This is a genomic window from Streptomyces sp. NPDC006691 (assembly GCF_042869955.1).
GTDB lineage: Bacteria > Actinomycetota > Actinomycetes > Streptomycetales > Streptomycetaceae > Streptomyces.
On sequence record NZ_JBIAGW010000003.1, the window covers coordinates 78,444 to 99,836 of the forward strand.

The following is a 21,393-nucleotide window of genomic DNA, read 5'->3' on the forward strand; positions in this document are numbered from 1 at the left end:
GTGAGTACGCGGACCATGGCTCGGCGACTGCCGCAGCTGGTGCGCAAGGCGCTCGCGCTGGCCTGGCGGGTGGACCGGCGGGCGGTGGTCGTGCTGCTGTGCTGTCAGGCGCTCTCCGGGTTCTTCGAGGCGTTCGGGCTGCTCGCCACGACCCGTACGATCACCGCGCTGATCGCGAGCGGGGACATCGCGCACCGGCTGCGCGACGCACTGCCCTCCATCGCGGTGCTCGCCGGGGCGGCCGGGCTGCGCGCGCTGCTCGGGATCGTGGTGGTGAACATCTCCGGCCGGCTCTCGCCGCGGATCTCCCGCGAGGCCGAGATGCAGATGCTGGCGGCCGCCGTACAGGCCGAGCTCTCGGCGTACGACCAGCCGGGGTTCAACGACAAGCGGGAGGCGGCCGACCGGGGCGCCGAGGTCGCCCAGCAGCTCCTGACCGACTCCCAGGACCTGATGGCGTGCGTGGCCTCGCTCGTCGCGGCGGCCGGGGTGGTGACCGTGCTGCATCCGGCGCTGCTCCCGCTGCTGTTGCTCGCCGCGCTGCCGCAGGGCATCGCCGGGGTCCGGGCGGCGCGGGTGCACTACGAGGCGTCGCGGGCGATGAGCGCGGAGCGGCGCACCCTGAACCTGCTGCGCTGGTTCGTGATCGACAAGGACACCGCCGACCAGCTGCGGTCCTGCACGATGGACCGGTTCCTGCTCGACCGCTACCGGGCGATCGGGCAGCGGGTGGACGCGGCGACCGACAAGGCCGTGCACCAGGGCGCCCGTTACTCGGTGCTCGGCGCCCTGGCGGGCGGTCTCGCAGCCGGGACGGTGTGGGGCGCCCTCGCCTGGCTGCTCGGCTCGGGCCGGATGTCGGTGGCCTCGGCCGGCACCGCGGTGTTCGCGCTGCGTACGGTCTCCTCGTCGCTGCACGGGGTCGTCGGGTACGGGACGCGGCTCTTCCGTACCGGGCTCTATCTCGACGACTGGGCCGAGTTCATCGACGAGGCCGGCGGGCACCGGATGGCCCGGGGCACCCTGGTGCCGCCCGCGCCGGACGTCGTACGGGCCGAGTCGCTGACGTACCGCTATCCCGGCACCGAGCGGGCCGCCCTGGAGAAGGTGACCCTGGAGGTGCGCAGGGGCGAGGTCCTCGCGCTCGTCGGCGAGAACGGGTCCGGCAAGACCACCCTCAGCAAACTGCTCACCGGTCTGTACCTGCCCAGCGAAGGGGCGGTGACCTGGGACGGGGTGGAAGTGGAGCGGTGCGATCCATCGGCCCTGTGGCGCCAGACCGCCGTCGTGCCGCAGGACTTCGCGCACTGGCCGATGTCCGCGCGCGACAACATCACGCTGGGGCAGCCGCACGGCGGCGACGAGTCCGTGCACCGTGCCGCCGCCCACTCCGGCGCCGCGGAGGTCGTCGCCGGGCTGCGCAGTGGGCTCGACACGCTGCTCGCGCGGGAGTGGTTCGGCGGGGTGGAGCTGTCCGGCGGCCAGTGGCAGCGGATCGCGATCGCCCGGGCCTTCCACCGCCCGGCCGGGCTGCTCGTGATGGACGAGCCGACGAGCGCGCTCGACGCCCGTGCCGAGCACCGCATCTTCACCGGCCTGCGGACGGTCGCCCGCGACCGCGCGGTGGTCCTGGTGACCCACCGGCTCGCGAACGTGGCGGTCGCCGACCGCATCGTCGTGCTCGACCGGGGCCGGATCATCCAGGAGGGCACCTTCGCCGAACTCGTCGCGGTGGACGGCCTGTTCAGGGAGTTGTGGCTGCTACAGAACGACCGGTCCGGCGTGCCGCGCCCCGTCTAGGATCCCCGTGATCATTAGCAATGAAGGCAGTTCGTTAGCAGTGGATTAGCAAATCCGCGATCTCGTTGACAATGACTGCGTTCAGTAGCGATCTCCGCGCGGCCTGTTTCGATCTTCCCCGGGTGTGGTGCTCCTTGCTCCGTACCGTTTTCATCATAACGGTACGGAGCTCGGGCGGTGCCCGGCGTAGGCGCAAGATTCCTACGGTGTCGATCCGGTACGAGGACGCGGCTGTGCGTGAAGTACCGGTCAAGCAGCTGCGGTTGGCGGACTTCACGGAGTCGAAGCCGTGGCGTGAGGTCCGGTCGGTACACGGAATGCTCCACTACTCGGGGAAGTACTCGTCGGCGACGACGGGTGGGCACGTGGTCTACGAGAGCCGGCTGGAGCTGGCCCGGCTGCTGCTCGCGGACTTTGATCCAGCGGTGCGGGGAATCTTCGCTCAGCCGTGCCGATTGGCGGCTCGTGTCGGTGACCGGGTTCGACACCATGTCCCGGACTTCCTGCTGGCCATGGGCTCGGGGACGGTGCGGGTGGTCAACGTCAAACCAGCGGACCGGCTGCAGGACTCGCCCGCTCGCCTGCACGGACCGGGGCCAACTGTTCCTCGCAGAGGCCGAGGCGTTGCTGGCCCTGCTCGACAGCGGCTCACATGGCCAACGAGCATGACGACCTACGCGCGCCCGACGGCGGGAAACAGTGCGCTGAGGTTCGGGAACCGACGTGCTGCTTCATCAGCGCGGTTCACGTCCCACCGGTCACCAACAGGATGTCGCGGCTCCGGATCCTCTACGTCCTGGGCATCAAGAGCGTCATGAAAATCCTCGTGGGGCTTACCAGTCACGGCCTCGAATGCCGCCCCAGCGACATAATCCAGTTCCTCCCATTCCGGCCACTCATGATCTCCCCATGCACTCGGAGACCGGCCCACGAGGGCTCGGACCTGCGGAGTGCCCGCCAACAAGTCCGGGGCGAGGGCGACCTTCTCGAACTCCTCCCGCCCCAGCCCGACAAGCCAGAGCCGAAAGTAGAAGAAGCTGTCATCGGAGCACCACCCCAGGATCATGTCGGCAGCAGCCCACATGTCCCAGGTGAAGGTCGGAGTCAGCACTCGGTCCAGGCATATCTGGAACTGCGCGATCTCCGACTCCGGCATCTGCGAAAGCCGACCACGCAGCCAGGCCAAACGCTCGTCCGGATCCGGCGTCTCCCGCCGACAGTCCTCGATCAGGTTCCAGAAGGTCTCGTCGTCCACGAGCGGCACTATGACAGGAAGGACTGACACCCACCTACCGACAGTGAGCGATGCAACCGCAGACAGAGCCGGGATTGCTCACGATCAGCCCACGCGAAGAGTGCTAATCACGCTTGGATTCTGATGTCTCAGCAGGACCCAATGCTAGTGATCATGAGGACCCTAGACCCCGACGGCCCCGGGGTGCCGGGACCGCGCGAGGGTGCGTAGGCCCCGGGGGCATGTCCCTACTCGCTCCCCCGCACCACGCGGCCCAGCCTCAGAGACCCCGCGCCCTCATCCCTCGCTTCCCGCCCACCTCTGCTCGACCTTCCCGAGCCGCCAGTACGCGAGCGCCGCCGCCCACACCACCACGAACAGGCCGACGATCACGAAGCCGACGTTGTCCATGTTCAGCTCGGCGATCCAGCCGCTGACCGGGTCGGTGAGGTCGAGCTTCTCGTGCAGGACGCCGACGAGTTCGATGGTGCCGATGAAGAAGGCCACCGCGATGGACAGGCCCGTGATGGTGAGGTTGTAGTAGACCTTGCGGACCGGGTTCGAGAACGCCCACTGGTAGGCGAAGTTCATGAACGTGCCGTCCAGCGTGTCGAACAGGCTCATCCCCGCCGCGAACAGCAGCGGCAGGCACAGGATGGCGTACCAGGGCAGTCCGGCGGCGGCGCCGGTGCCGGCCATCACCATCAGGGTGACCTCGGTCGCGGTGTCGAAGCCGAGGCCGAAGAGGAAGCCCAGCGGGTACATCTGGCCGGGCCGGGATATGGACTTGGTGAAGCGGCCCAGAACCCGGTTCATGAAGCCCCGCGAGTCCAGGTGCGCTTCGAGTTCCTTCTCGTCGTACGCGCCCGCCCGCATCGCCCGGAACACCTTCAGGATGCCGAACAGGGCCACCAGGTTGAGGGCGGCGATGAGGTAGAGGAAGGAGCCGGAGGCGGTGGTTCCGACCACCCCGAGCACCTGGTGGGCGCGGGAGTCCTCGTTCATCAGGGTGCCCGCGAGCTGGGCGCCGCCCGCCACCAGGGCCGCCATGATCACGACCACGCTGGAGTGGCCGAGCGCGAACCAGAAGCCCACGGACACCGGCCGCTTGCCGTCGGCCATCAGCTTGCGGGTGGTGTTGTCGATGGCCGCGATGTGGTCGGCGTCGAAGGCGTGCCGCATGCCGAGGGTGTACGCGGTGATGCCGAGCCCGATGCCGTACGTCTTGGTGCCGACGGCGTAGTGCGCGGGGGCCACGAGCAGGAACAGGACGCCGAAGGCGAGGATGTGCAGGGCGGCTATCACCGTGAGGAGGACGGCGGTTCGGACGGTGTCCTCGCGCCGCCAGTGGAAGGAGGGCACCGCGCTGGTGCCCCTCTCGGGGGACGTGCGAACAGGCAGGGTCATGCGGGTCACGCTCCAGCACCTCGTGGATCACTTCGTGAGATGCCGCGGCCGGTCTCCTGGCTGACGGGCTGATGCCTTGGTCCCGGCCTTCCCGGTCAGGTGGGTCCTGGCCAGTGGCGTCACGAGGGGACGGCGGCTCCCCGGAACCCGGGGAAACCCGATCACAGTGGCGAGGGCCGCTCCGGTTTCGCACCGGTCTTCCCGAACACCACGGCCGGGCCACCCTAGATCATCGGCCGGCTCGGGCCGTCATCCGTGTCCCGGAACCGGGCCGCGCCCCGGCTTCCCGGAGGCGTGACCCGGCCCCTCAGCCCCTCAACCCCTCAGTCACGCAGTCACGCAGTCACGCAGTCACGCGCGGATGCGTCCGCACACCCTTCCTGCGTCAGCACCCGCCGTGGACCAGCGCCAGTCCTGGATCAGCGCGCGTACCGGCTCAGCGCCCGTCCTGGATCAGCGCGCGCACCATCCGGCAGGTCGTCTCCGACGGCTGGTGGACGCCGATGAGCGCGGCCACGGTGCGTATCGCGCGGTCGGGTGCCTGCTCGGGCCGGTAGACCCCCGTGTCGAGCAGGGCGATCGCCAGGCGCATGGCCTTCAGGCGGCGGTTGTGGGACTCGTACCAGACGCGCGGACGCCCGGCGGGCAGCGGGACCTTGTGCAGGGGCTGGAGGGACAGCTGTTTCGGGGCGTGCGAGGTGAGTGCGGCAGCGGTCATGGGCATCCTCCTGGGCGGTCGGGAACCCTTACTTACTCCTTCGATTTTACTGGGCACCACTGACAATCGCCCCTGACCAGCCGGGCTTTGACGGTGCATCGCGGGTAGCCTGGCGGCATGGAGATCTGGATCAACCCGGCCTGTTCGAAGTGCCGTAGCGCGGTGGACCTGCTGGACGCGGAGGGCGCCGACTACACGGTGCGCCGCTACCTCGAAGACGTGCCGTCGCCCGACGAGATCCGGGCGGTGATCGACCGGCTCGGCCTGGAGCCGTGGGACATCACGCGCACGCAGGAGGCCGTCGCCAAGGAGCTCGGCCTGAAGGACTGGCCGCGCGACGCGGCCGCCCGCGAGCGCTGGGTGACCGCGCTCGCCGAGCACCCCGAACTGATCCAGCGCCCCCTCATCACGGCGGACGACGGCACGGCCGTGGTGGGCCGCACCGACGAGGCCGTACGCGACGCCCTCTCGCGCAAGTAGCCCTTCGGCGGGCAGCCCCTCGCCGGGCGGTGCTGCGCCGGGCAGCCCCCCGGCAGGCGGCCGGCCGTTCGTCAGGACCGGCCCGGGGCCCGCCCCAACTGGGCCTCGGCGTTCGCGAGGAGCTCGGTGATCCGCGCCCCGAACCGGGCGTCGCAGGGATGCGGCACCCCGGTGCGGGCCGCGTCGAGCAGGGCGTCGATCGCGGCGCCGAACGCGTCGAGCGCGCCGCCCCAGCCCGGCATCACCGCGGCGCCGGCCTCGCCGAGCAGCGACACCTCGACGCCCGCGGCGGCCGGCGGCGCGGTGAAACTCAGGTCGGCCGTGCTGGAGGCGCCCGAGGCGTGCCGCAGGACCAGGTGCGCGGTGTCGCCGGGACCCGCCGCCGCGGTCAGGCCGGTCACCTCGCCGAGCACCCCGGCGAGCACGGCAAGCGCGTGCGGGCCGACGTCCCAGAGCGCGCCCTTCTCGCCCCGCCAGGGTGAGGCCGCGTACGGGCTGCGCTCGGCGCCCGGCGTGAACAGCGAGCCGTACCAGCGTGCGTGGCCGGTGAACCACCCTTGCGCGGCTGCCTGTTGGGCCACCCAGGCCGCCGTCTCCGGTGCGAAGCGCAGCGTGAAGAACACGACGGAGGCGACCCGGGCACGCTCGGCCGCCTCGGCCAGTTCGCGGGCGGCGGCCACGTCCGTGGCGACCGGCTTGTCCAGGAGCAGATGGCAGCCCGCCGCCGCGGCCCGCACGGCGAGCGGCGCCTGTACGTCCGGCGGCAGCGCGAAGGCTACGGCGTCGCAGTCAGCGAACAGCGCGTCGGCGTCCTCGTACACCGCGACGCCGTGCTCCCGCGCCGGCTCCCGCGCCGCCTCGGGCCGCCTCCCCCACACCCCGACGAAGTCGACGCCGGGATGCGCGGCCAGCGCGGGCGCGTGGGTGGCGACGGCCCAGGGGCCGGTGCCGAGGAGTCCGATGCGGGGAGTGCGGGCGGTGTCGTTCATGGGACCAGTCTGCCCGGCGCCGAATTCCGGTGGCGGGGCGAGGGGGGTGGAATGTTACGTTTCCGGGGCCGGCCGCGGGACTCCGGCGCGACTTCCGGGACTTGCCTCTACCGCAAAAATTTCGCTGTTCGCGCCCCCACTCCCCGGTCGGCCTCCACTTCACGCACGGGGGACCTCCATGGCTCAGGAGAGCTACGCCGACCTCATGGCGGCGGAGGACGTGCTGCTCTTCGTCAACGCCGCCGTCACCGCTACCGGACAGCGCGAGTTCCGCTCGGTCGCGGGCGAGCAGCGCCTCTCGCTCGCCTTCCTCCACGAGTACGTACGGGTCAACTACCGCCGGGTCTACGCCGCCGTGCTCGCCCTGGACATCAACGACCACAACGCCGCGCTCGTCATCCGGCACCTGCTGGTGAGCGCGGGTGAGGCGGGGGCCGAGGAGAAGCGCGCCGAGGGACGGCTGATCGCGGCCCGGCTCGCGGTGATGGCGCCGCAGCGCGTGTACCGGCTGCTGCGCGCACTGCGGGCGGCGAAGGTCAACAACCGGCGCACCCGTGCGATCTTCCGCGACTGGCTGGCCGCCCGCCCGGACCCGGCGTTCGACGCGGTGAAGTACCGCGCCGGCCTCAAGTCGGCCACCCGGCACGCCCATCTCCCGCCCGCCGAGGCCGAGTTGGGGGACTTCCTGTTCCGGCCCGGACGTCGCGCCCGGTACGCGCACCCGCTGCTCGACGCCCACCGCCGGGCCCACTACGAGCAGGCCGCGGTCTTCGAGCTGCCGTTCACCGTCGCCGAGGGATTCGCGGCCCGGCACGGGATACCGCGCGCGGTGTTCCTGGAGAGGATCACTGCGCGCACCACCCGTCTGGAGCGGCTGCGCACCCAGTCGCGGGCCGGGGCCGCGCCGGCCGACCTGGCCACGATGCCGCTGACCCGGCTCGCCCTGTACGTCCTGTCGCTGGACCTGGACGAGCGGGCGCGACGCCGGGGCGAGCTGACCGGAGCGCTGCGCTCCGCCGCCCTGCGCGCCGCCGGGCCGCACGCGGGGACGTGGGGCCGGGTCTCGGCGGTGCTCGACGACAGCTACTCCTCGTCCGGCTCCGGCCAGAAACGGCGCCGCCCGCTCGCGGTGGCGCTGGCCTGCCACTTCCTCCTGGAGGCGCTGGCCTGCGGCGGCGCCTACCGCGGCCGGTGGACCTCGGGCGGCGGCGACCCGCTGCTCGCCCGGCCGGTCGGCGCGACCCCGCTCGGCATGCGCGTCCTGGACGCGCTGGACGACCGCCCCGAGCGGCTCGTGATCGTCTCCGACGGCTGGGACAACGCACCACCGGGGCTCGCGGGCGAGGTGCTGCGCGTGTGGCGCGGCCGGCTCGATCCGGAGCGTCGCACCCGCGTCGTCCATCTGAACCCCGTATACGACGCGGAGGGCTTCGACGTGCGCCGCCTCGCCCCCTCGGTGCCCACGGCCGGCATCCGCGACGCGGAGGACCTGCCCGCCCTGGTGGAGATCGCCCAGTTCGCCGAAGGCCGCACGAGTCTCGCCGAGCTGTACACGTATCTCGACCGCCGCGTCGCCGACTTCACGGGAAGCAGCCGATGACCTCGCTCGACCTGACCGGCCTGGCGGCCGGCCCCGCCCAGGTGTGGGGCGGCATCCGCCTCGTACCGCTGCTGCGAACGGAACCGGTGGCGGGGCTGCGCCTGACGCGCGAGGCGTACGGCTGCCCGGAGGGCGCCGAGGTGCGCCTGGCCGGCCGCGCCCGTTACACCTCGTACATCCCGCACGGCTTCGTGGCCGACTGGTCGGGCGAGGGTCCCGGCGCGGCGTACGGCACGGCGCTGGGCGACGGGGTGCCGAACCGGATGCCGCTGCACCGGATGGCCAAGCGCCGGCCCGGCGACCGGCTGCGGTTCCTGCCGCTGCACCTGGCCCTGGAGGGCTATCTGGCGCTGCACTTCGGCGGCCCGTCCGTGGCGTGGGAGGAGTGGTCCCGCACGGCGCTGCGCGACGGCCTCTCACCCCGGGCCGAGAGCGCCTACCTCGGCGCCGCCGTCCCCCAACTCGCCGACGCGCTGCGGGTGTTCGAGATCCTCCCGGGCCAGTGCGGTGTGCTCGTGTACGCGGCGGACGCGCTCGGCGCCGCCTTCGCGGTACCGCACCCGGACGACTACCGGGCCCTGCACACCACCCTGCTCCAGGACCTGTTCGGCGAGCTGATCCACCAGTACGCGCTGTACGGGCGCCCCGTCCCGGAGTTCACCGCCCGTCTCGACGACCGGCACATCCGCACCCTCGGCGATCTGCGGGCGGCGGCGCGGGGCCAGGAGCGGGCCTGGCGCGAGGCGCACGACGCGGTGCTGGCCGCGGAGCTCCACGCGACCCCGTACACCTTCAGCCGGGTGCACCGGATGGGCGGCTTCGTGCTGTGGCGCTTCCTGCCGCCGTTCCAGCGGGGCGGCGCGGGCCAGCACATCGGGGAGACCATCACCGACCACAAGGGCAGGGTGGCGTATCTGAAGACGTTCCGGCTCTCCGAGAACCAGGTGCGGCGCGGCCATCTGCTGCGGAACCTGGCCGCCCACGACTGGCACTTGGGACGATGCGCCGAAGCCCTCGGCACCACGCCGGAGGAACTGACGAGGCGGATCCACCACGCGGGCTTCTCGGGGCTCCTGAGGAACTCCAGGTAACACCGGGTTCACAAACGGGCAACGGGCGGGAAATTTCGGGGTGTGAGGCTGCGGGGCATACAGCAGCGCCGCAGCGTGGCAGCGCGCAGGCACCCCGCAGCTCCCACAGAGGATGGCTTCCGTGACGTACAAGGCCGAGTACATCTGGATCGACGGCACCGAGCCGACCGCCAAGCTCCGCTCGAAGACCAAGATCATGGCCGGTACGCCCGGGGCCGTCGCCGAGCTGCCCGTCTGGGGCTTCGACGGGTCCAGCACCAACCAGGCCGAGGGCCACGCGTCGGACCGCGTCCTGAAGCCGGTGTTCTCCTGCCCGGACCCGATCCGCGGCGGCGACAACGTCCTGGTCCTGTGCGAGGTCTTCGACATCGACGGGACGCCGCACGCCTCCAACACCCGTGCCCAGCTGCGCCCGCTCGCCGAGCGGTTCGCGGCGCAGGAGCCGGTCTTCGGCATCGAGCAGGAGTACACCTTCTTCGACGGCGACCGTCCGCTCGGCTTCCCCGTGGGCGGTTTCCCGGCCGCGCAGGGCGGCTACTACTGCGGCGTCGGCGCGGACGAGATCTTCGGCCGCGAGATCGTCGAGAAGCACCTGGACCACTGCCTCGCCGCGGGCCTGAGCATCTCCGGCATCAACGCCGAGGTCATGCCCGGCCAGTGGGAGTTCCAGGTCGGCCCGGTCGGCCCCCTGGAGGTCTCCGACCAGCTGTGGATCGCGCGCTGGCTGCTCTACCGCACCGCCGAGGACTTCAACGTGTCGGCCACCCTCGACCCCAAGCCGGTCAAGGGCGACTGGAACGGCGCGGGCGCGCACACCAACTTCTCCACCCGGGCCATGCGCGAGGGCTACGAGGCGATCATCACCGCGTGCGAGGCGCTCGGCGAGGGCTCCAAGCCCATGGACCACGTCAAGAACTACGGCGCCGGCATCGACGACCGGCTCACCGGTCTGCACGAGACGGCCCCGTGGGACCAGTACAAGTACGGCGTCTCGGACCGCGGCGCCTCGGTCCGCATCCCGTGGCAGGTCGAGGTGGACCAGAAGGGCTACATCGAGGACCGCCGCCCGAACGCCAACGTCGACCCGTACGTGGTGACCCGCCTCATCGTGGACACCTGCTGCGCCGGCCTGGAGAAGGCCGGGCAGGTCTGAGCCGGACCCCCGGGTTCCGCAGGCCGGACACCCCAGTTCCGCGGGGGCGCCCACCGCTGGTGCGGTGGGCGCCCCCGCGCGTTCGGGCCGGCCCGCGCGGCGGCCGGTCACGGTCACGCTGTGCCAAGGATCCGTATCAGTCTGTGGGAGGGGGCTGCTGCACCGGGCGGATCGTCTGGTTGAATGGGGACATGACCAGCATCCAGAGCGCCTCGACAGGTCGCACCGACCTCGAACCGTTCTGGCCGTCCCGTCAGGACCACGACTTCGACCGGGTGTGTTGCCGCGCGATGAACGCGCCGGCCCTCTAACGCCTCGATCCACTCCAGGCCTTCGGCCCGCGCGCAACGACGTACGTCTCCCGCTGACGACTTCCTCGCGCGAAAAGAGCTGACCCCTCATGGCGAACACCCGTACCCTCCCGTCCTCCGAGGCCCACACCCCCCTCCCCCTGGGCCGGCACCGACTGCGAGCCGTGGACCGTGACGAGGTGGCCCGGCCGGCCGCCGGCCAAGTCGCCGACTTCCTCCCGCCGGGCGCCACTTGGCTGCCCGCCCCGCAGCACACGCTGCCCGCGCTGCCGGGCCGCCCGGCGATGGTCGGCTACCTGGTCCTCGTCCCCGCCGACCAGCAGCCCCCGCTGCTCGCCGCGGCACCCGAGCCCCTGACGCCGGTGCCGGTCGAGCCCGGCGCGACCACCGGCGACGCCCTCGTACGGATCGACACCGTGCGCCGCACCGCCGAGGTCGACGGGGTCCAACTCGACCTCACCTACCTGGAGTTCGAGCTGCTCGCCCATCTGGTGGCGCACCCGCACCGGGTGCACACCCGCGATCAGCTGGTCACCACGGTGTGGGGCTACGGCCACGTCGGCGACGGCCGCACCGTGGACGTCCATGTGGCCCGGCTGCGCCGCAAGCTCGGCACCCAGCACCGCGCCGCGATCCAGACCGTGCGCCGGGTGGGCTACAAGTACGCTCCCTGACGGGCGAGTTGAGGAGGGCGGGGCGCCGGGGGGCGCCCCGCCCTTCCGCATGTGTGCACGGCCCTCGACGGCCCGGCCGACATGCGAGGTCAGGGAGGTGTTGCCAGCAACACCCCCGGGCCGGGGGCGGGGCCCAGTGACCGCGCGTGCGGTGCCCGGCGACACTGGAGACCGGTCCACCGGCGGCGAGGAAACGGGGAAAGATGAAGGCGACCAAGGCGCGCGAAGCGCTCCTGGCGGGGGTGCGGGGATTCGCCCTGGCGCTGGTGTCGATGACCGGCTCGATCCTGCTGTTCACGCTGACCGTCGTCGCGATCGCCCTCATACCCGTCGGCGTCGGCGTCTTCGCCGCCCCGCCGCTCATCGAGCGGGTGCGCGCCCACGCCGACTTCCGGCGGGCGCTGGCCCTGCGCTGGAGCGGGGTGCGGATCCCGTCGGCGTACCGGCCGGTGCCCCGGCGCCCGGGGGTGGCCGGCTGGGGCGAGCGGTTCCTCACGCTCCTGCGCGACCCCGCGACCTGGCACGACCTGCGCTGGATGCTCGTGGACATGACGGCCGGGTTCCTCATCGCGATCCTGCCTCCCGTCCTGCTCGCGTACGTGGCGTACGGCTGGGTCATCGCGCTCGGCGTGTGGCGGCCGATCGCGGACGCGGGCGGCGACTGGTTCCTGTTCATCCACGTCACCAGCCAGCAGAGCGGCTACGCGGCGGCCGCGCTCGGCACCGCCCTGTTCGTGCTCGGTCTGTTCGTCAACCCGGCCCTGCTGCGCGGCCACTTCCAGCTCGCCCGGGCACTGCTCGCCCCCTCCCGCGAGGCCGAACTGGCGCAGCGCGTCGACCGCCTCACCGAGACCCGGCACGACGCCGTGGACACCTCGGCGGCCGAACTGCGGCGCATCGAGCGGGACTTGCACGACGGGGCGCAGGCCCGCCTGGTCGCCATGGGCATGAACCTGGGCACCATCGAGGCCCTCGTCGAGAAGGACCCGGCACAGGCCAAGCGGCTGCTCGCGGCGGCCCGCGCCTCCTCCGCCGAGGCCCTGACCGAGCTGCGCGACCTGGTGCGCGGCATCCACCCGCCGGTCCTCGCCGAGCGCGGACTCGCCGACGCGGTGCGGGCGTTGGCGCTGCGCCTGCCGGTGGCGACCGAGGTGTCGGTGGACCTGCCGGACCGGGCGCGCGCCGAGGCGCCGGTCGAGTCGGCGGCGTACTTCGCGGTCAGTGAGCTGCTCACCAACGCGGTCAAGCACGCGGCGGCGGACAGCGTCTGGGTCGACCTGTCGTACCAGGCGGGCGCGCTGCGGGTCTCCGTCGGCGACAACGGCAGGGGCGGCGCGAAGGCCGGGGCGGGCGGTGGCCTGAGCGGGGTCGAACGGCGCCTGGGTACATTCGACGGCGTCCTGGCCGTCAGCAGCCCGGTGGGCGGCCCCACCCTGGTCACCCTGGAGATCCCTTGCGCGTTGTCCTAGCCGAAGACCTGTTCCTGCTCCGCGACGGCCTGGTCAGGATGCTGGAGGCGTTCGACTTCGAGATCCTCGCGGCCGTCGAGACCGGTCCCGAGCTGACCCGGGCCCTCGCCGAGCTGGAGCCGGACGTCGCGATCGTCGACGTCCGGCTTCCGCCGTCGCACACCGACGAAGGCCTCCAGTGCGCGCTCGCCGCCCGCCGCGCCCGGCCCGGCCTGCCGGTCCTGGTCCTGTCCCAGCACGTGGAGCAGCTGTACGCGCGTGAGCTCCTGGCGGACGGCGACGGCGGGGTCGGCTACCTCCTCAAGGACCGGGTGTTCGACGCGGCCCAGTTCATCGACGCGGTACGCCGGGTCGCGGGCGGCGGCACCGCGATGGACCCCCAGGTCATCCAGCAGCTCCTCTCCCGCAAGGCGCGGGACGAGCCGCTCGGCGGGCTCACCCCGCGCGAGCTGGAGGTGATGGAGCTGATGGCGCAGGGCCGCTCCAACGCCGCGATAGCCGAGCGCCTGGTCGTGACCGAGCGGGCCATCGCCAAGCACACCTCCAACATCTTCGCGAAGCTCGGCCTGCCGGTCTCCGACGACGACAACCGCCGGGTCCTCGCGGTCCTCGCCTACCTCGACCGGGGCTGAGCCCGGGCGGACGCGGGCCCCGGCCGCCGCGGGCCCGGAGCCGAGCCCGGGCGGATCCCGGCCCCGGCCGCCGCGGCGGGGCACGACCGCCGTTTCGGGTTAGCCTGGCAAGCAATGAACCGCATGATCACGCCCTGGGGCGAGCACGACCTGACCCGATTCCCCGAAGACCCCCGCGACCCGCTGCGGGCCTGGGACGCCGCCGACGACTATCTGCTGCGGCACCTCGCCGAGATCGGGAACCTGGACCTCTCGGGGACCGTCGTCGTGACCGGCGACCGCTGGGGTGCGCTCGCGACGGCGCTCGCCGAGCACCACCCCGTACAGATCAGCGACTCGTTCCTGGCCCAGGAGGCGACCCGGGCCAATCTGGCGCGGGCCGGCTCCGCGCCCGATGCCGTACGTCTCCTGTCGACCCGGGACGAGGTGCCCGAGCGCGTGGACGTGCTGCTCGTACGGGTGCCCAAGAGCCTCGGGCTCCTGGAGGACCAGCTCCAGCGGATCGCGCCTTCGCTGCACGCGGGCACGGTCGTGGTCGGCGCCGGCATGGTCAAGGAGATCCACACCTCGACGCTGAACCTGTTCGAGCGGATCGTCGGCCCGACGAAGACCTCGCTGGCCGAGAAGAAGGCCCGGCTGATCTTCACCACCCCGGACCCCGGGCTCAGGCGGCCCCGCAACCCGTGGCCGCTGACGTACTCCCTGGAGCTGGGCATCGGTCCCGCCTCCGGCCTCGCGGTCACCAACCACGCCGGGGTGTTCTGCGCCGACCGCCTCGACATCGGCACCCGCTTCCTGCTCCAGCACCTGCCCGAGCGCACCGGACCCGACCTCGTGGTGGACCTGGGCTGCGGCAACGGCATCGTGGGCACGGCCGCGGCGCTCGCCAACCCGGAGGCGCGGATCACCTTCGCCGACGAGTCGCACCCGGCGATGGCCTCGGCCGAGGCCACCTTCCGGATGTGTGCCGGGCCCGCGCGCGAGGCCGAGTTCCGGCTCGGGGACGGTCTGGCGGACTTTCCGCCCGGGACCGCGGACCTGGTCCTCAACAACCCGCCGTTCCACACCCACCAGGCGACGACGGACCGCACCTCCTCGCGCATGTTCGCAGACGCCCGGGCCGCCCTGCGCGAGGGCGGCGAACTGTGGGTGGTCGGCAACCGGCACCTCGGCTACCACGACAAGCTGCGCCGGATGTTCGGCAACTGCGAACTCATGGCCTCGGACCCGAAGTTCGTGGTGCTGCGCGCGGTGAAGCAGGCCCGCTGACCGAGCGGGATTCTCCCAACTCCCCCGAATCTCCTGAGCCGTTGAACGCCCCACCGTTCCCATCCGTATGGAACTGCGCGCTTCAAGCGAAGGAGTTCCATGGGACGCATCGCACGCTCACCCCGAAAACGGCCGACCCTCCCCCGTCGGATGACGCTGGCCGCGGCCGCGCTCATCCTGGGCGGAGGCGGGCTCGCCGCGGTCAATTTCTACGCCTCCGCCAGTGAGGGCGGTGCGGGCGGCCACGGGTCGCCCGGGCAGGACATGGCGCAGATGCGCACGTTGTCGACCATCGACTGTCCGGACGTAGGCAATTCCCTTTCCACCGTGCCCGATGCGGCGAAGCCGCGCGTCGACCGGCAGCTCGCCGATCTCGATACGCAAATCACCGACGCGTACAGCAAGTTCGCCGACAACAAGGACCGGATCGAGCGCGACCCCGCCCTCGCGGACAGCATGGTGCTCGCCCCGCTGAAGGCGAAGCGGACCGATTCGATCGGGCGGATCGCGGACGCCACCGGGCAGCCGGACCTCAACAGCAGCAATCTGGCCGCCTGTTCGATGCGGGCCGCCGACGCCCCGGCACCGGGCGACCAGGCCGGTGATCCGGGCAGCGGCCGGAGCGGCGACCGGGCCGGCCAGAACGCCGGCCGGGGCAACGCTCCCGGCAACGGCCGGGGCGACGGCCAGGCCCTCACGGCCACGGCCGCTTCCGCCTCCGGGCTGTCCCGCCGCGACTTCGTCGACATCCGCTCCGTACGGCCGAACGCCGCCGCCCCCGCCCCCCGGCGCGGCGCCTCCACCGGCAGCTTCACCAGCGACTGCGGCCGCAACCAGAACGGCAAGCGCAACCCCGACAACGTCATCGTGGCGCCGGGCGTGAGCAATGGCGCCCACCACATGCACGACTACGTCGGCAACCAGGCGACGGACGCCTTCTCCAGCGACGACGATCTCGCCAGGGGCGGCACCAGCTGCCGGAACCAGGGCGACAAGTCCACCTATTACTGGCCCGTCGTCCGGGTTCTCGACCAGGGCGACGACGTGGACGCGAACGCCGACGGCGGTGGCAGGGACAAGAACCTCGGAAAGATCCAGACTCCGGTGCAGGCGACGATCCGATTCGTCGGCAGCCCGGTGAGCAAGGTGACCGCGATGCCCGCATTCCTGCGGATCATCACCGGCGACGCGAAGGCGTTCACCAACGGCAACGCGAATGCCAATGCCTCCTGGAGCTGCACCGGATTCGAGAACCGCCAGCTCAAGGACAAATACCCGCTCTGCCCCCAGGGCAGCAACGTGGTCCGTACCTTCAAGTTCCAGAGCTGCTGGGACGGGAAGAACACCGACAGCGCCAATCACCGCACCCATGTCGCCTTCGCCGACAAAAGGGGTGCCTGCCCGGCCGGATTCAAGGCGATTCCCCAATTGGTGCAGCGCATCGTCTACGACGTGCCCGCCAAGGCCGGCGCCTTCGCGGTGGACTCGTTCCCCGAGCAGCTCCACAAGCCGGTCACCGATCACGGTGACTTCATCGACGTCTTCAGCGATCAGCTGATGGGGAAGGCGGTGAACTGCATCAATTCGGGGCGCTCCTGCGCCTGACCCCCCCGCGCCCTGGCGCGAGGAGGCATCTGCCGCTGCGCGGCCGACCCGGTCAGTGTCCGGAATGCATGGTCCCGGTCTCGACACTGCCACCGAGCCGGCCGTGCAGTGCCGTGACCACGGGCTGTTCGCCGACCGCCACCCACTTGCGGCCGACCAGGTAGACACCGCCGTAGTCCTTCGCCTCGTTGATCCACTCGCGCTGGCCCCGGTCGGTGGCGAAGGTGGCGAGCACGTAACGGCCGTCCTTCGTCGTGCAGTTGGCCTGCCGCAGCTCGGCCGAGTCCGTCGAGACGACCGGGGTGCAGTCGGCCCGCGCGGCCAGCTGTTCCAGGGTGCCGCTCGCGGTGGGGGCCGGGTGCGGGGACGAGGAGCCGCAGCCGGTCACGACGGCAGCCGCCACCAGCACCCCGAGAACCACTCGCGCATCGTTTCGCATCACCCCATCGTGCCCTCAACTCCCTTGTAAATAAAGCGACTTGGCGATACCCGACGAGCCGACGGGCGGTCCCCTCGCACGATGGCGGATCATGGACGCATGCGTGTACCCACCCTCGCTCCCGCCTACGTCGGCGGCGTCCAGCTCATCGCGTACGCGAGCGGGCGCCTGCTCGGCGCCACGGCCCGCCGGGACCTGCTGCGCTCGTGCTCCACCAACGTCGACAACCTGACCGCCGGCCGCCGCTCCACGCTCGTCACCAGCGCGCTGCTCGTCGAGGAGCCCATGGAGCTGCCCTACGCGCTGCTCCTGCTCGCCGTCCTCGGCTACGCGGAGTACGCGCACGGCGCCTGGTGGACGGCCGGGGTGTTCCTGTTCGGACACACGGGGGCGACGCTCCTGGTGTACGGGGGCCTGCGGGCGGGGCACCCCTCACCCGCCACCCGCGCCGCCCTGGACGTGGGCACCAGCTACGGCTTCTACGCGGTCCTCGGCGCCCTCACCTCGGCCCTGCCGCGCGGCGCGCTGCGCGGCGGCGCCCGCGTCGCCCTGCTCGCGCTCGCCGCGAAGCCCCTCCTGAACCGGGGGCGCACCTTCACGGACGCGGGACACCTCGCGGCGCTGGGGCTCGGTCTCGGGGTGGCGGGAGTCGTGGACCACCGTGCGGAGGCCGTGGACTACCGTTCGGTTCTGAACCGGTAGATTTCGCCCGCTCAGGAGCCGCCCACCCATGATCGCGATCCCCGCCACCACCGTCGCCAACCTCCGCGACCTCGGCTCCACCCCGCTGTCCGGCGGCCGTACGGTCCGCCCGGGCCTGGTCTTCCGGGCCGGCCAGCTCGACCGCATGGACCCGGCCCGCGACCCGGCGGTGGCCGGGCTCGGGCTGCGGACGATCCTGGACCTCCGCACCGACGCCGAGCGCGCCGACCACCCCGACCGGGTGCCGGACGGGGCCCGGCTCCTGATCGCCGACGCGCTCGCCGACACGATGTCGGCGGTCGACGCACCCGCCGCCGCCCAGCTCAAGCACATCCTGGCCGACCCGGCCGTGGCGGAGGAGCACCTCGGCGGCGGCAAGGTGCAGGCCCTGTTCGCGGACACCTACCGCTCCCTCGTCTCCTCCGGTTCGGCCCGCGCCGCCTACCGCACCCTGCTGACCGAACTCGCCGCCGAGGACGCGGGCCCGCTGCTCTTCCACTGCACGGCGGGCAAGGACCGCACCGGCTGGGGCGCGACGGTGATCCTGGCGCTGCTCGGCGCCGACGGGGCGACCGTCGAGCGCGAGTACCTGTCGGTCAACCCTGCGGTGCGCCAGGCCTTCGCCCCGCTCATCGAGGGCTTCGTCGCCCAGGGCGGCGACCCGGAGATCGCGCTCGCCGTCATCGGCGTGGTGCCCGAGTACCTGGCGGCGGCGCTCGACGAGGTCGACTCGACGTACGGCTCGATGGAGAAGTACGCCCGCGAAGGCCTCGGGGTGCCGGACGACGCGGTGGCCCGGCTGCGCGAACGGCTCATCGCGTGATCACTTCGCGGCGCCGTCAACTCGCCTGAGGACCGGGCCGGTTGGGTGCGGGGTGACCATCTCCACATTCGCTCGTTTTGCTGAACGTGGCCCCAGAGCAGGACATCCTCAACCCACCCGCCCCCACCGTCGGCGTCGAGCAGGCCGAAGCCGCGCTAGTCGAGCACTATCCGCGACTGGTGCGGCTCGCCTACCTCGTACTGCCGCCCTCCCTCGGACGCAACCGCCGGGTGCTCACCGCCCACGCGATCGTGCAGCGCTCGCTGCCGCGCGGCCGCGGCGGCGCCGGCGACAGCGCCGACGAGGGCCTGATCCCCGGGGCCCGGCGGCCCGGGTCCGGTGTCGACCCGGGGTATGTGTACGTGCGGCGCCAGGTGGTGCGCCAGGCACTCGAAGCGGGGCTTCCGCTGCGCCGCCGGGCGTGGCCCAAGCGCGCCCAGTTCCCGCCGCTGCTGCCCCAGGTCTGGGGCCTGCGCCTGTTCCCGCGCTCGGGCGGCGCCGACGAACTCGCCCTGGACCAGCGCCTTTCCGCGCTGTCCGGGCCCGCGCGGGCGGCCTACGTCCTGCGCGGTCTTGAGCGGCTCGGCGACGACGCGGTGTGCGCCGAGCTGACCGCGGCGGGGGTCACCGAGGCGCGCCAGGCGCTCGTGGCGGCGGGCGGCCCGGAGTCCCGCGCGGACCTGCTGGAGTCCGCCGAGTTCGACCCCTGCTCGCTCCAGGCCCGGCCCACCGATCTGATGCGGCGGCGCCAGCACGGCCGGGCCGCGCTCGCCGCCGTCGCCGCCCTCGTGGTGTGCGGGGCCCTGATCGGGCTGCCGGGCGACGGCTGGGGTCCCGACGGCGCGGCCGCGCCCTCCTACGCGCAGAACCCGGCGGCCCAGGCCGCGCTCGACCCCGGCCATCTGCTGCGGGTCGAGCCCACGGCGTGGACGACCGCGACGCGCAGCGACTTCTCGGTCTGGCCGGCCCGGGGCAATCTGCTCGGGGACTCGGGCCTGCTGCGGCGCGCGCTGGCCGTGTGGGCACGGCCGGGCCCCTCGGTGCAGGTCTCGGCGACGCCGGGCACGCCGGCGGGTCCGCCGATGGGCGCGCCCCAACTCCTGTTCGCGGGCGATGTGGACCGGGCCAGGGTGGTCCTGCTCTACGACGGTCTGCGGGTCGCCCGCTATGCCGAGCCGCACGAGGGCACGGCCGGTGCCGCGCTCGACTTCGCGCGGGTGGACGCCGCCGACCTCGCGTCCGCGGGCGCCCTCGTGGTGGGCCGCACCGACGGCAACGTGCGCTATCTGACGGCGCCCTGGGTGCGCGAGGCCTCCGTACGCGATCTGCTGACGCCGGGCGCGGCGGCGCGGCCGCTGCACCGGGACACCTACGGGGTGACCGACCCGGTCGTGTCGCCCACCTCGGCCCGCCAGTGCACCTCCTGGGAGGCGCTCGAATTCCACGACGACAGCGGGGTGCGGCTCGTCACCGACCTCGGCGAGCTGGCTCCGGCCCGGCTCACCTGGGGGCCGCCGTCGGACCCCCGCGACGTAGGGGACCGTGCCGCGCGCGAGGGCTGGGCGCGCACCGCGTGCCTGCTGCCCACCGTCCGCTCGCACGGGGTGCGCTCGGTCAACGACTGGCAGTTCGCGCAGCAGGCGCTGCCCGAGAGCAACGGCACCGCCGACTGGATCTGCACCCGGGCCGAGACCTGGCGGGGCGCGGGCAGCCGGGTGTTCGCCCAGTTCCAGGCGCCCTCCGAGCGGCTCGCGCCGGGTGCGATCGCGGCCCGCGCCGAGAACTCCGCGTCCTGCGGGGCGCGCGAGGCACGGGTGCTCGCCGGGGTGCTGTGGAAGTCGCGGGGCGGCAACTGGTTCGTGCTCGCGGCGGGCAGCCCGCAGGTGTCCTCGGTGACCCTGTCCGGCGGCATGTCCGGCACCGAGAAGGGCAACCTGCTCGCCGTACGGGCCAAGGAGGGGGCGCGCGCGGAGCTCAACGGGCGGCTCGCGGACGGGAGTCCGGTCAGCACCCTGCGCTGAGGCCCGGCCCCCGGTTCAGGGGGCCGGCCCCGAACAATCCGGCGCGGACCCCTGTCGCTGCGGCGTACCCGTCAGTACATTGACGCCATGTCTAATACGCCGCAGCCCGCTCCGGTCGCGGAGGAGCGCATCGAGCTCAAGGCCCGGAACGTCTCGTTCGCGTGGGAGAACACCCCGCTGCACTGGATACCCGGCGACCCGTTCACCGGTCACACCATCAATGTGCTGCATCTGTTGCTGCCGGCCGGTGAGCGCTGGTTCGTGCACGTGTACAAGCAGGTCCTGCCGTACATCACGGACGACCGGCTGCGCGAGGACGTCATCGGCTTCATCGGCCAGGAGGCGATGCACTCCGCCGCGCACGACGACGTACTCCCCCATCTGAAGAAGCTCGGCCTCGACCCGACGCCGTACACCGCGCAGGTGGACTGGCTGTTCGAGAAGCTGCTCGGGGACCGTACGCTGCCGCCGGGCCGGGCCCGTGAGTGGTGGCTGATGGAGCGGGTCGCCACGATCGCGGCGATCGAGCACTACACCGCGTTCCTCGGCAACTGGATCCTCAACGCCGAGACCCTGGACCGGCGGGGCGCCGATCCGACGATGCTGGACCTGCTGCGCTGGCACGGCGCCGAGGAGGTCGAGCACCGCTCGGTGGCCTTCGAACTGTTCATGCACGTCGACGGCGGCTACCGGCGCCGGGTGCGCACCTGGGCGACCGCGTTCACCGCGCTCGCCTTCCTGTGGCAGCGCGGGGCCCGCTTCTTCATGGACAACGACCCCTCTCCGGCGGTCGGCAGGGCGAGCCTCGGCGCGTTCTACCGCGCGGGCCGGAAGGGGATGCTGCCCTCCACCCCGTCCATGCTCAAGTCGATCCCGCGCTATCTGAGCCGCACCTACCACCCCTCGCAGGAGGGCAGCACGGCCCAGGCCGTGGCCTATCTCGCCTCCTCGCCCGGCGCCAACGGGGGCCACTGAC

General features: G+C 72.4%; 19 protein-coding genes, 1 pseudogene and 1 riboswitch. Of the genes and pseudogenes, 15 read left to right on the plus strand and 5 right to left on the minus strand.

The annotated features are described in order from the left end of the window. Window positions 1-15: 15 nt before the first annotated feature. Window positions 16-1,800: an ABC transporter ATP-binding protein gene (locus ACFYNP_RS07145; protein WP_388783391.1), complete on the plus strand. Its 1,785-nt coding sequence runs from the start codon at window positions 16-18 to the stop codon at window positions 1,798-1,800. 317 nt (window positions 1,801-2,117) lie between these two features. Continuing rightward, window positions 2,118-2,312, plus strand: a pseudogene (locus ACFYNP_RS07150) (hypothetical protein); the annotation flags it as partial. A gap of 161 nt (window positions 2,313-2,473) precedes the next feature. Here ACFYNP_RS07150 and ACFYNP_RS07155 read toward each other — a convergent pair. The 3 genes from ACFYNP_RS07155 to ACFYNP_RS07165 all read right to left on the minus strand — a co-directional run bounded on the left by ACFYNP_RS07155 (window position 2,474) and on the right by ACFYNP_RS07165 (window position 5,159). Further along, window positions 2,474-3,055, minus strand: a complete 582-nt coding sequence (locus tag ACFYNP_RS07155; RefSeq protein WP_388783395.1) for a DUF4240 domain-containing protein — start codon at window positions 3,053-3,055, stop codon at window positions 2,474-2,476. A gap of 276 nt (window positions 3,056-3,331) precedes the next feature. After that, the gene (locus ACFYNP_RS07160) at window positions 3,332-4,441 is read right to left on the minus strand and encodes a HoxN/HupN/NixA family nickel/cobalt transporter (RefSeq protein WP_388783398.1); all 1,110 of its coding nucleotides are present in this window, start codon (window positions 4,439-4,441) and stop codon (window positions 3,332-3,334) included. Between the two features lie 28 nt (window positions 4,442-4,469). Beyond that, window positions 4,470-4,675: riboswitch (cobalamin riboswitch) on the minus strand. Window positions 4,676-4,877: 202 nt separating this feature from the next. Continuing rightward, window positions 4,878-5,159 (minus strand): hypothetical protein, encoded by a 282-nt coding sequence (locus tag ACFYNP_RS07165; RefSeq protein WP_388783400.1) that lies wholly within the window; start codon window positions 5,157-5,159, stop codon window positions 4,878-4,880. Window positions 5,160-5,276: 117 nt separating this feature from the next. Here ACFYNP_RS07165 and ACFYNP_RS07170 point away from each other — a divergent pair, with 117 nt between their 5' ends. Beyond that, window positions 5,277-5,639, plus strand: coding sequence for an arsenate reductase family protein (locus ACFYNP_RS07170; RefSeq protein WP_388783402.1), 363 nt, complete (start codon window positions 5,277-5,279; stop codon window positions 5,637-5,639). Between the two features lie 71 nt (window positions 5,640-5,710). Here the strand turns inward: ACFYNP_RS07170 and ACFYNP_RS07175 are convergent, their stop codons facing one another. Further along, window positions 5,711-6,628 (minus strand): Gfo/Idh/MocA family protein, encoded by a 918-nt coding sequence (locus ACFYNP_RS07175; protein WP_388783405.1) that lies wholly within the window; start codon window positions 6,626-6,628, stop codon window positions 5,711-5,713. Window positions 6,629-6,806: 178 nt separating this feature from the next. On the opposite strand from ACFYNP_RS07175, the gene ACFYNP_RS07180 reads away from it, so the two are divergent. The 8 genes from ACFYNP_RS07180 to ACFYNP_RS07215 all read left to right on the plus strand — a co-directional run bounded on the left by ACFYNP_RS07180 (window position 6,807) and on the right by ACFYNP_RS07215 (window position 16,432). Beyond that, complete coding sequence (locus ACFYNP_RS07180; RefSeq protein WP_388783408.1) at window positions 6,807-8,228, plus strand: hypothetical protein; 1,422 nt, start codon at window positions 6,807-6,809, stop codon at window positions 8,226-8,228. Continuing rightward, window positions 8,225-9,319, plus strand: a complete 1,095-nt coding sequence (locus ACFYNP_RS07185) for a hypothetical protein (protein ID WP_388783410.1) — start codon at window positions 8,225-8,227, stop codon at window positions 9,317-9,319. Before ACFYNP_RS07180 ends, ACFYNP_RS07185 begins: the two co-directional genes overlap by 4 nt. Before the next feature lie 121 nt (window positions 9,320-9,440). Continuing rightward, on the plus strand, window positions 9,441-10,472 hold the full coding sequence (gene glnII, locus ACFYNP_RS07190) for a glutamine synthetase (protein ID WP_388408277.1): 1,032 nt from the start codon (window positions 9,441-9,443) through the stop codon (window positions 10,470-10,472). Window positions 10,473-10,872: 400 nt separating this feature from the next. After that, the gene (locus ACFYNP_RS07195; RefSeq protein ID WP_388408275.1) at window positions 10,873-11,457 is read left to right on the plus strand and encodes a winged helix-turn-helix domain-containing protein; all 585 of its coding nucleotides are present in this window, start codon (window positions 10,873-10,875) and stop codon (window positions 11,455-11,457) included. A 203-nt stretch (window positions 11,458-11,660) separates the two neighbouring features. Next, a complete protein-coding gene (locus tag ACFYNP_RS07200) occupies window positions 11,661-12,926 on the plus strand; it encodes a sensor histidine kinase (protein WP_388783412.1) in 1,266 nt (421 codons plus the stop codon). Next, the gene (locus ACFYNP_RS07205) at window positions 12,911-13,558 is read left to right on the plus strand and encodes a LuxR C-terminal-related transcriptional regulator (protein ID WP_388408271.1); all 648 of its coding nucleotides are present in this window, start codon (window positions 12,911-12,913) and stop codon (window positions 13,556-13,558) included. The genes ACFYNP_RS07200 and ACFYNP_RS07205 overlap by 16 nt, the downstream gene beginning before the upstream one ends. A gap of 123 nt (window positions 13,559-13,681) precedes the next feature. Continuing rightward, window positions 13,682-14,827 (plus strand): methyltransferase, encoded by a 1,146-nt coding sequence (locus ACFYNP_RS07210; protein WP_388784263.1) that lies wholly within the window; start codon window positions 13,682-13,684, stop codon window positions 14,825-14,827. Between the two features lie 99 nt (window positions 14,828-14,926). After that, window positions 14,927-16,432 carry a DUF1996 domain-containing protein gene (locus tag ACFYNP_RS07215; RefSeq protein ID WP_388783414.1) on the plus strand — a complete coding sequence of 502 codons (1,506 nt, stop codon included), beginning with the start codon at window positions 14,927-14,929 and terminating at the stop codon, window positions 16,430-16,432. Window positions 16,433-16,484: 52 nt separating this feature from the next. Here ACFYNP_RS07215 and ACFYNP_RS07220 read toward each other — a convergent pair whose 3' ends face one another. Next, window positions 16,485-16,871: a hypothetical protein gene (locus ACFYNP_RS07220; RefSeq protein ID WP_388408265.1), complete on the minus strand. Its 387-nt coding sequence runs from the start codon at window positions 16,869-16,871 to the stop codon at window positions 16,485-16,487. A 99-nt stretch (window positions 16,872-16,970) separates the two neighbouring features. On the opposite strand from ACFYNP_RS07220, the gene ACFYNP_RS07225 reads away from it, so the two are divergent. The 4 genes from ACFYNP_RS07225 (at window position 16,971) to ACFYNP_RS07240 (ending at window position 21,392) form a co-directional block, all read left to right on the plus strand. Continuing rightward, the gene (locus tag ACFYNP_RS07225) at window positions 16,971-17,573 is read left to right on the plus strand and encodes a rhomboid-like protein (protein ID WP_388783416.1); all 603 of its coding nucleotides are present in this window, start codon (window positions 16,971-16,973) and stop codon (window positions 17,571-17,573) included. A gap of 28 nt (window positions 17,574-17,601) precedes the next feature. Next, window positions 17,602-18,396, plus strand: coding sequence for a tyrosine-protein phosphatase (locus ACFYNP_RS07230; RefSeq protein ID WP_388783419.1), 795 nt, complete (start codon window positions 17,602-17,604; stop codon window positions 18,394-18,396). Window positions 18,397-18,482: 86 nt separating this feature from the next. Continuing rightward, window positions 18,483-20,417 carry a hypothetical protein gene (locus ACFYNP_RS07235; protein WP_388783422.1) on the plus strand — a complete coding sequence of 645 codons (1,935 nt, stop codon included), beginning with the start codon at window positions 18,483-18,485 and terminating at the stop codon, window positions 20,415-20,417. Window positions 20,418-20,504: 87 nt separating this feature from the next. Continuing rightward, window positions 20,505-21,392: a metal-dependent hydrolase gene (locus ACFYNP_RS07240; protein ID WP_388408256.1), complete on the plus strand. Its 888-nt coding sequence runs from the start codon at window positions 20,505-20,507 to the stop codon at window positions 21,390-21,392. The last annotated feature ends 1 nt before the right edge of the window (window position 21,393 follow it).

Coding starts and splice junctions, on each gene's coding strand:
- ACFYNP_RS07145 (WP_388783391.1), top strand. CDS start 16: ATGGCTCGGCGACTGCCGCAGCTGGTGCGCAAGGCGCTCGCGCTGGCC.
- ACFYNP_RS07160 (WP_388783398.1), bottom strand. CDS start 4,441: ATGACCCTGCCTGTTCGCACGTCCCCCGAGAGGGGCACCAGCGCGGTG.
- ACFYNP_RS07165 (WP_388783400.1), bottom strand. CDS start 5,159: ATGACCGCTGCCGCACTCACCTCGCACGCCCCGAAACAGCTGTCCCTC.
- ACFYNP_RS07170 (WP_388783402.1), top strand. CDS start 5,277: ATGGAGATCTGGATCAACCCGGCCTGTTCGAAGTGCCGTAGCGCGGTG.
- ACFYNP_RS07175 (WP_388783405.1), bottom strand. CDS start 6,628: ATGAACGACACCGCCCGCACTCCCCGCATCGGACTCCTCGGCACCGGC.
- ACFYNP_RS07180 (WP_388783408.1), top strand. CDS start 6,807: ATGGCTCAGGAGAGCTACGCCGACCTCATGGCGGCGGAGGACGTGCTG.
- ACFYNP_RS07185 (WP_388783410.1), top strand. CDS start 8,225: ATGACCTCGCTCGACCTGACCGGCCTGGCGGCCGGCCCCGCCCAGGTG.
- ACFYNP_RS07195 (WP_388408275.1), top strand. CDS start 10,873: ATGGCGAACACCCGTACCCTCCCGTCCTCCGAGGCCCACACCCCCCTC.
- ACFYNP_RS07200 (WP_388783412.1), top strand. CDS start 11,661: ATGAAGGCGACCAAGGCGCGCGAAGCGCTCCTGGCGGGGGTGCGGGGA.
- ACFYNP_RS07210 (WP_388784263.1), top strand. CDS start 13,682: ATGATCACGCCCTGGGGCGAGCACGACCTGACCCGATTCCCCGAAGAC.
- ACFYNP_RS07215 (WP_388783414.1), top strand. CDS start 14,927: ATGGGACGCATCGCACGCTCACCCCGAAAACGGCCGACCCTCCCCCGT.
- ACFYNP_RS07220 (WP_388408265.1), bottom strand. CDS start 16,871: ATGCGAAACGATGCGCGAGTGGTTCTCGGGGTGCTGGTGGCGGCTGCC.
- ACFYNP_RS07225 (WP_388783416.1), top strand. CDS start 16,971: ATGCGTGTACCCACCCTCGCTCCCGCCTACGTCGGCGGCGTCCAGCTC.
- ACFYNP_RS07230 (WP_388783419.1), top strand. CDS start 17,602: ATGATCGCGATCCCCGCCACCACCGTCGCCAACCTCCGCGACCTCGGC.
- ACFYNP_RS07240 (WP_388408256.1), top strand. CDS start 20,505: ATGTCTAATACGCCGCAGCCCGCTCCGGTCGCGGAGGAGCGCATCGAG.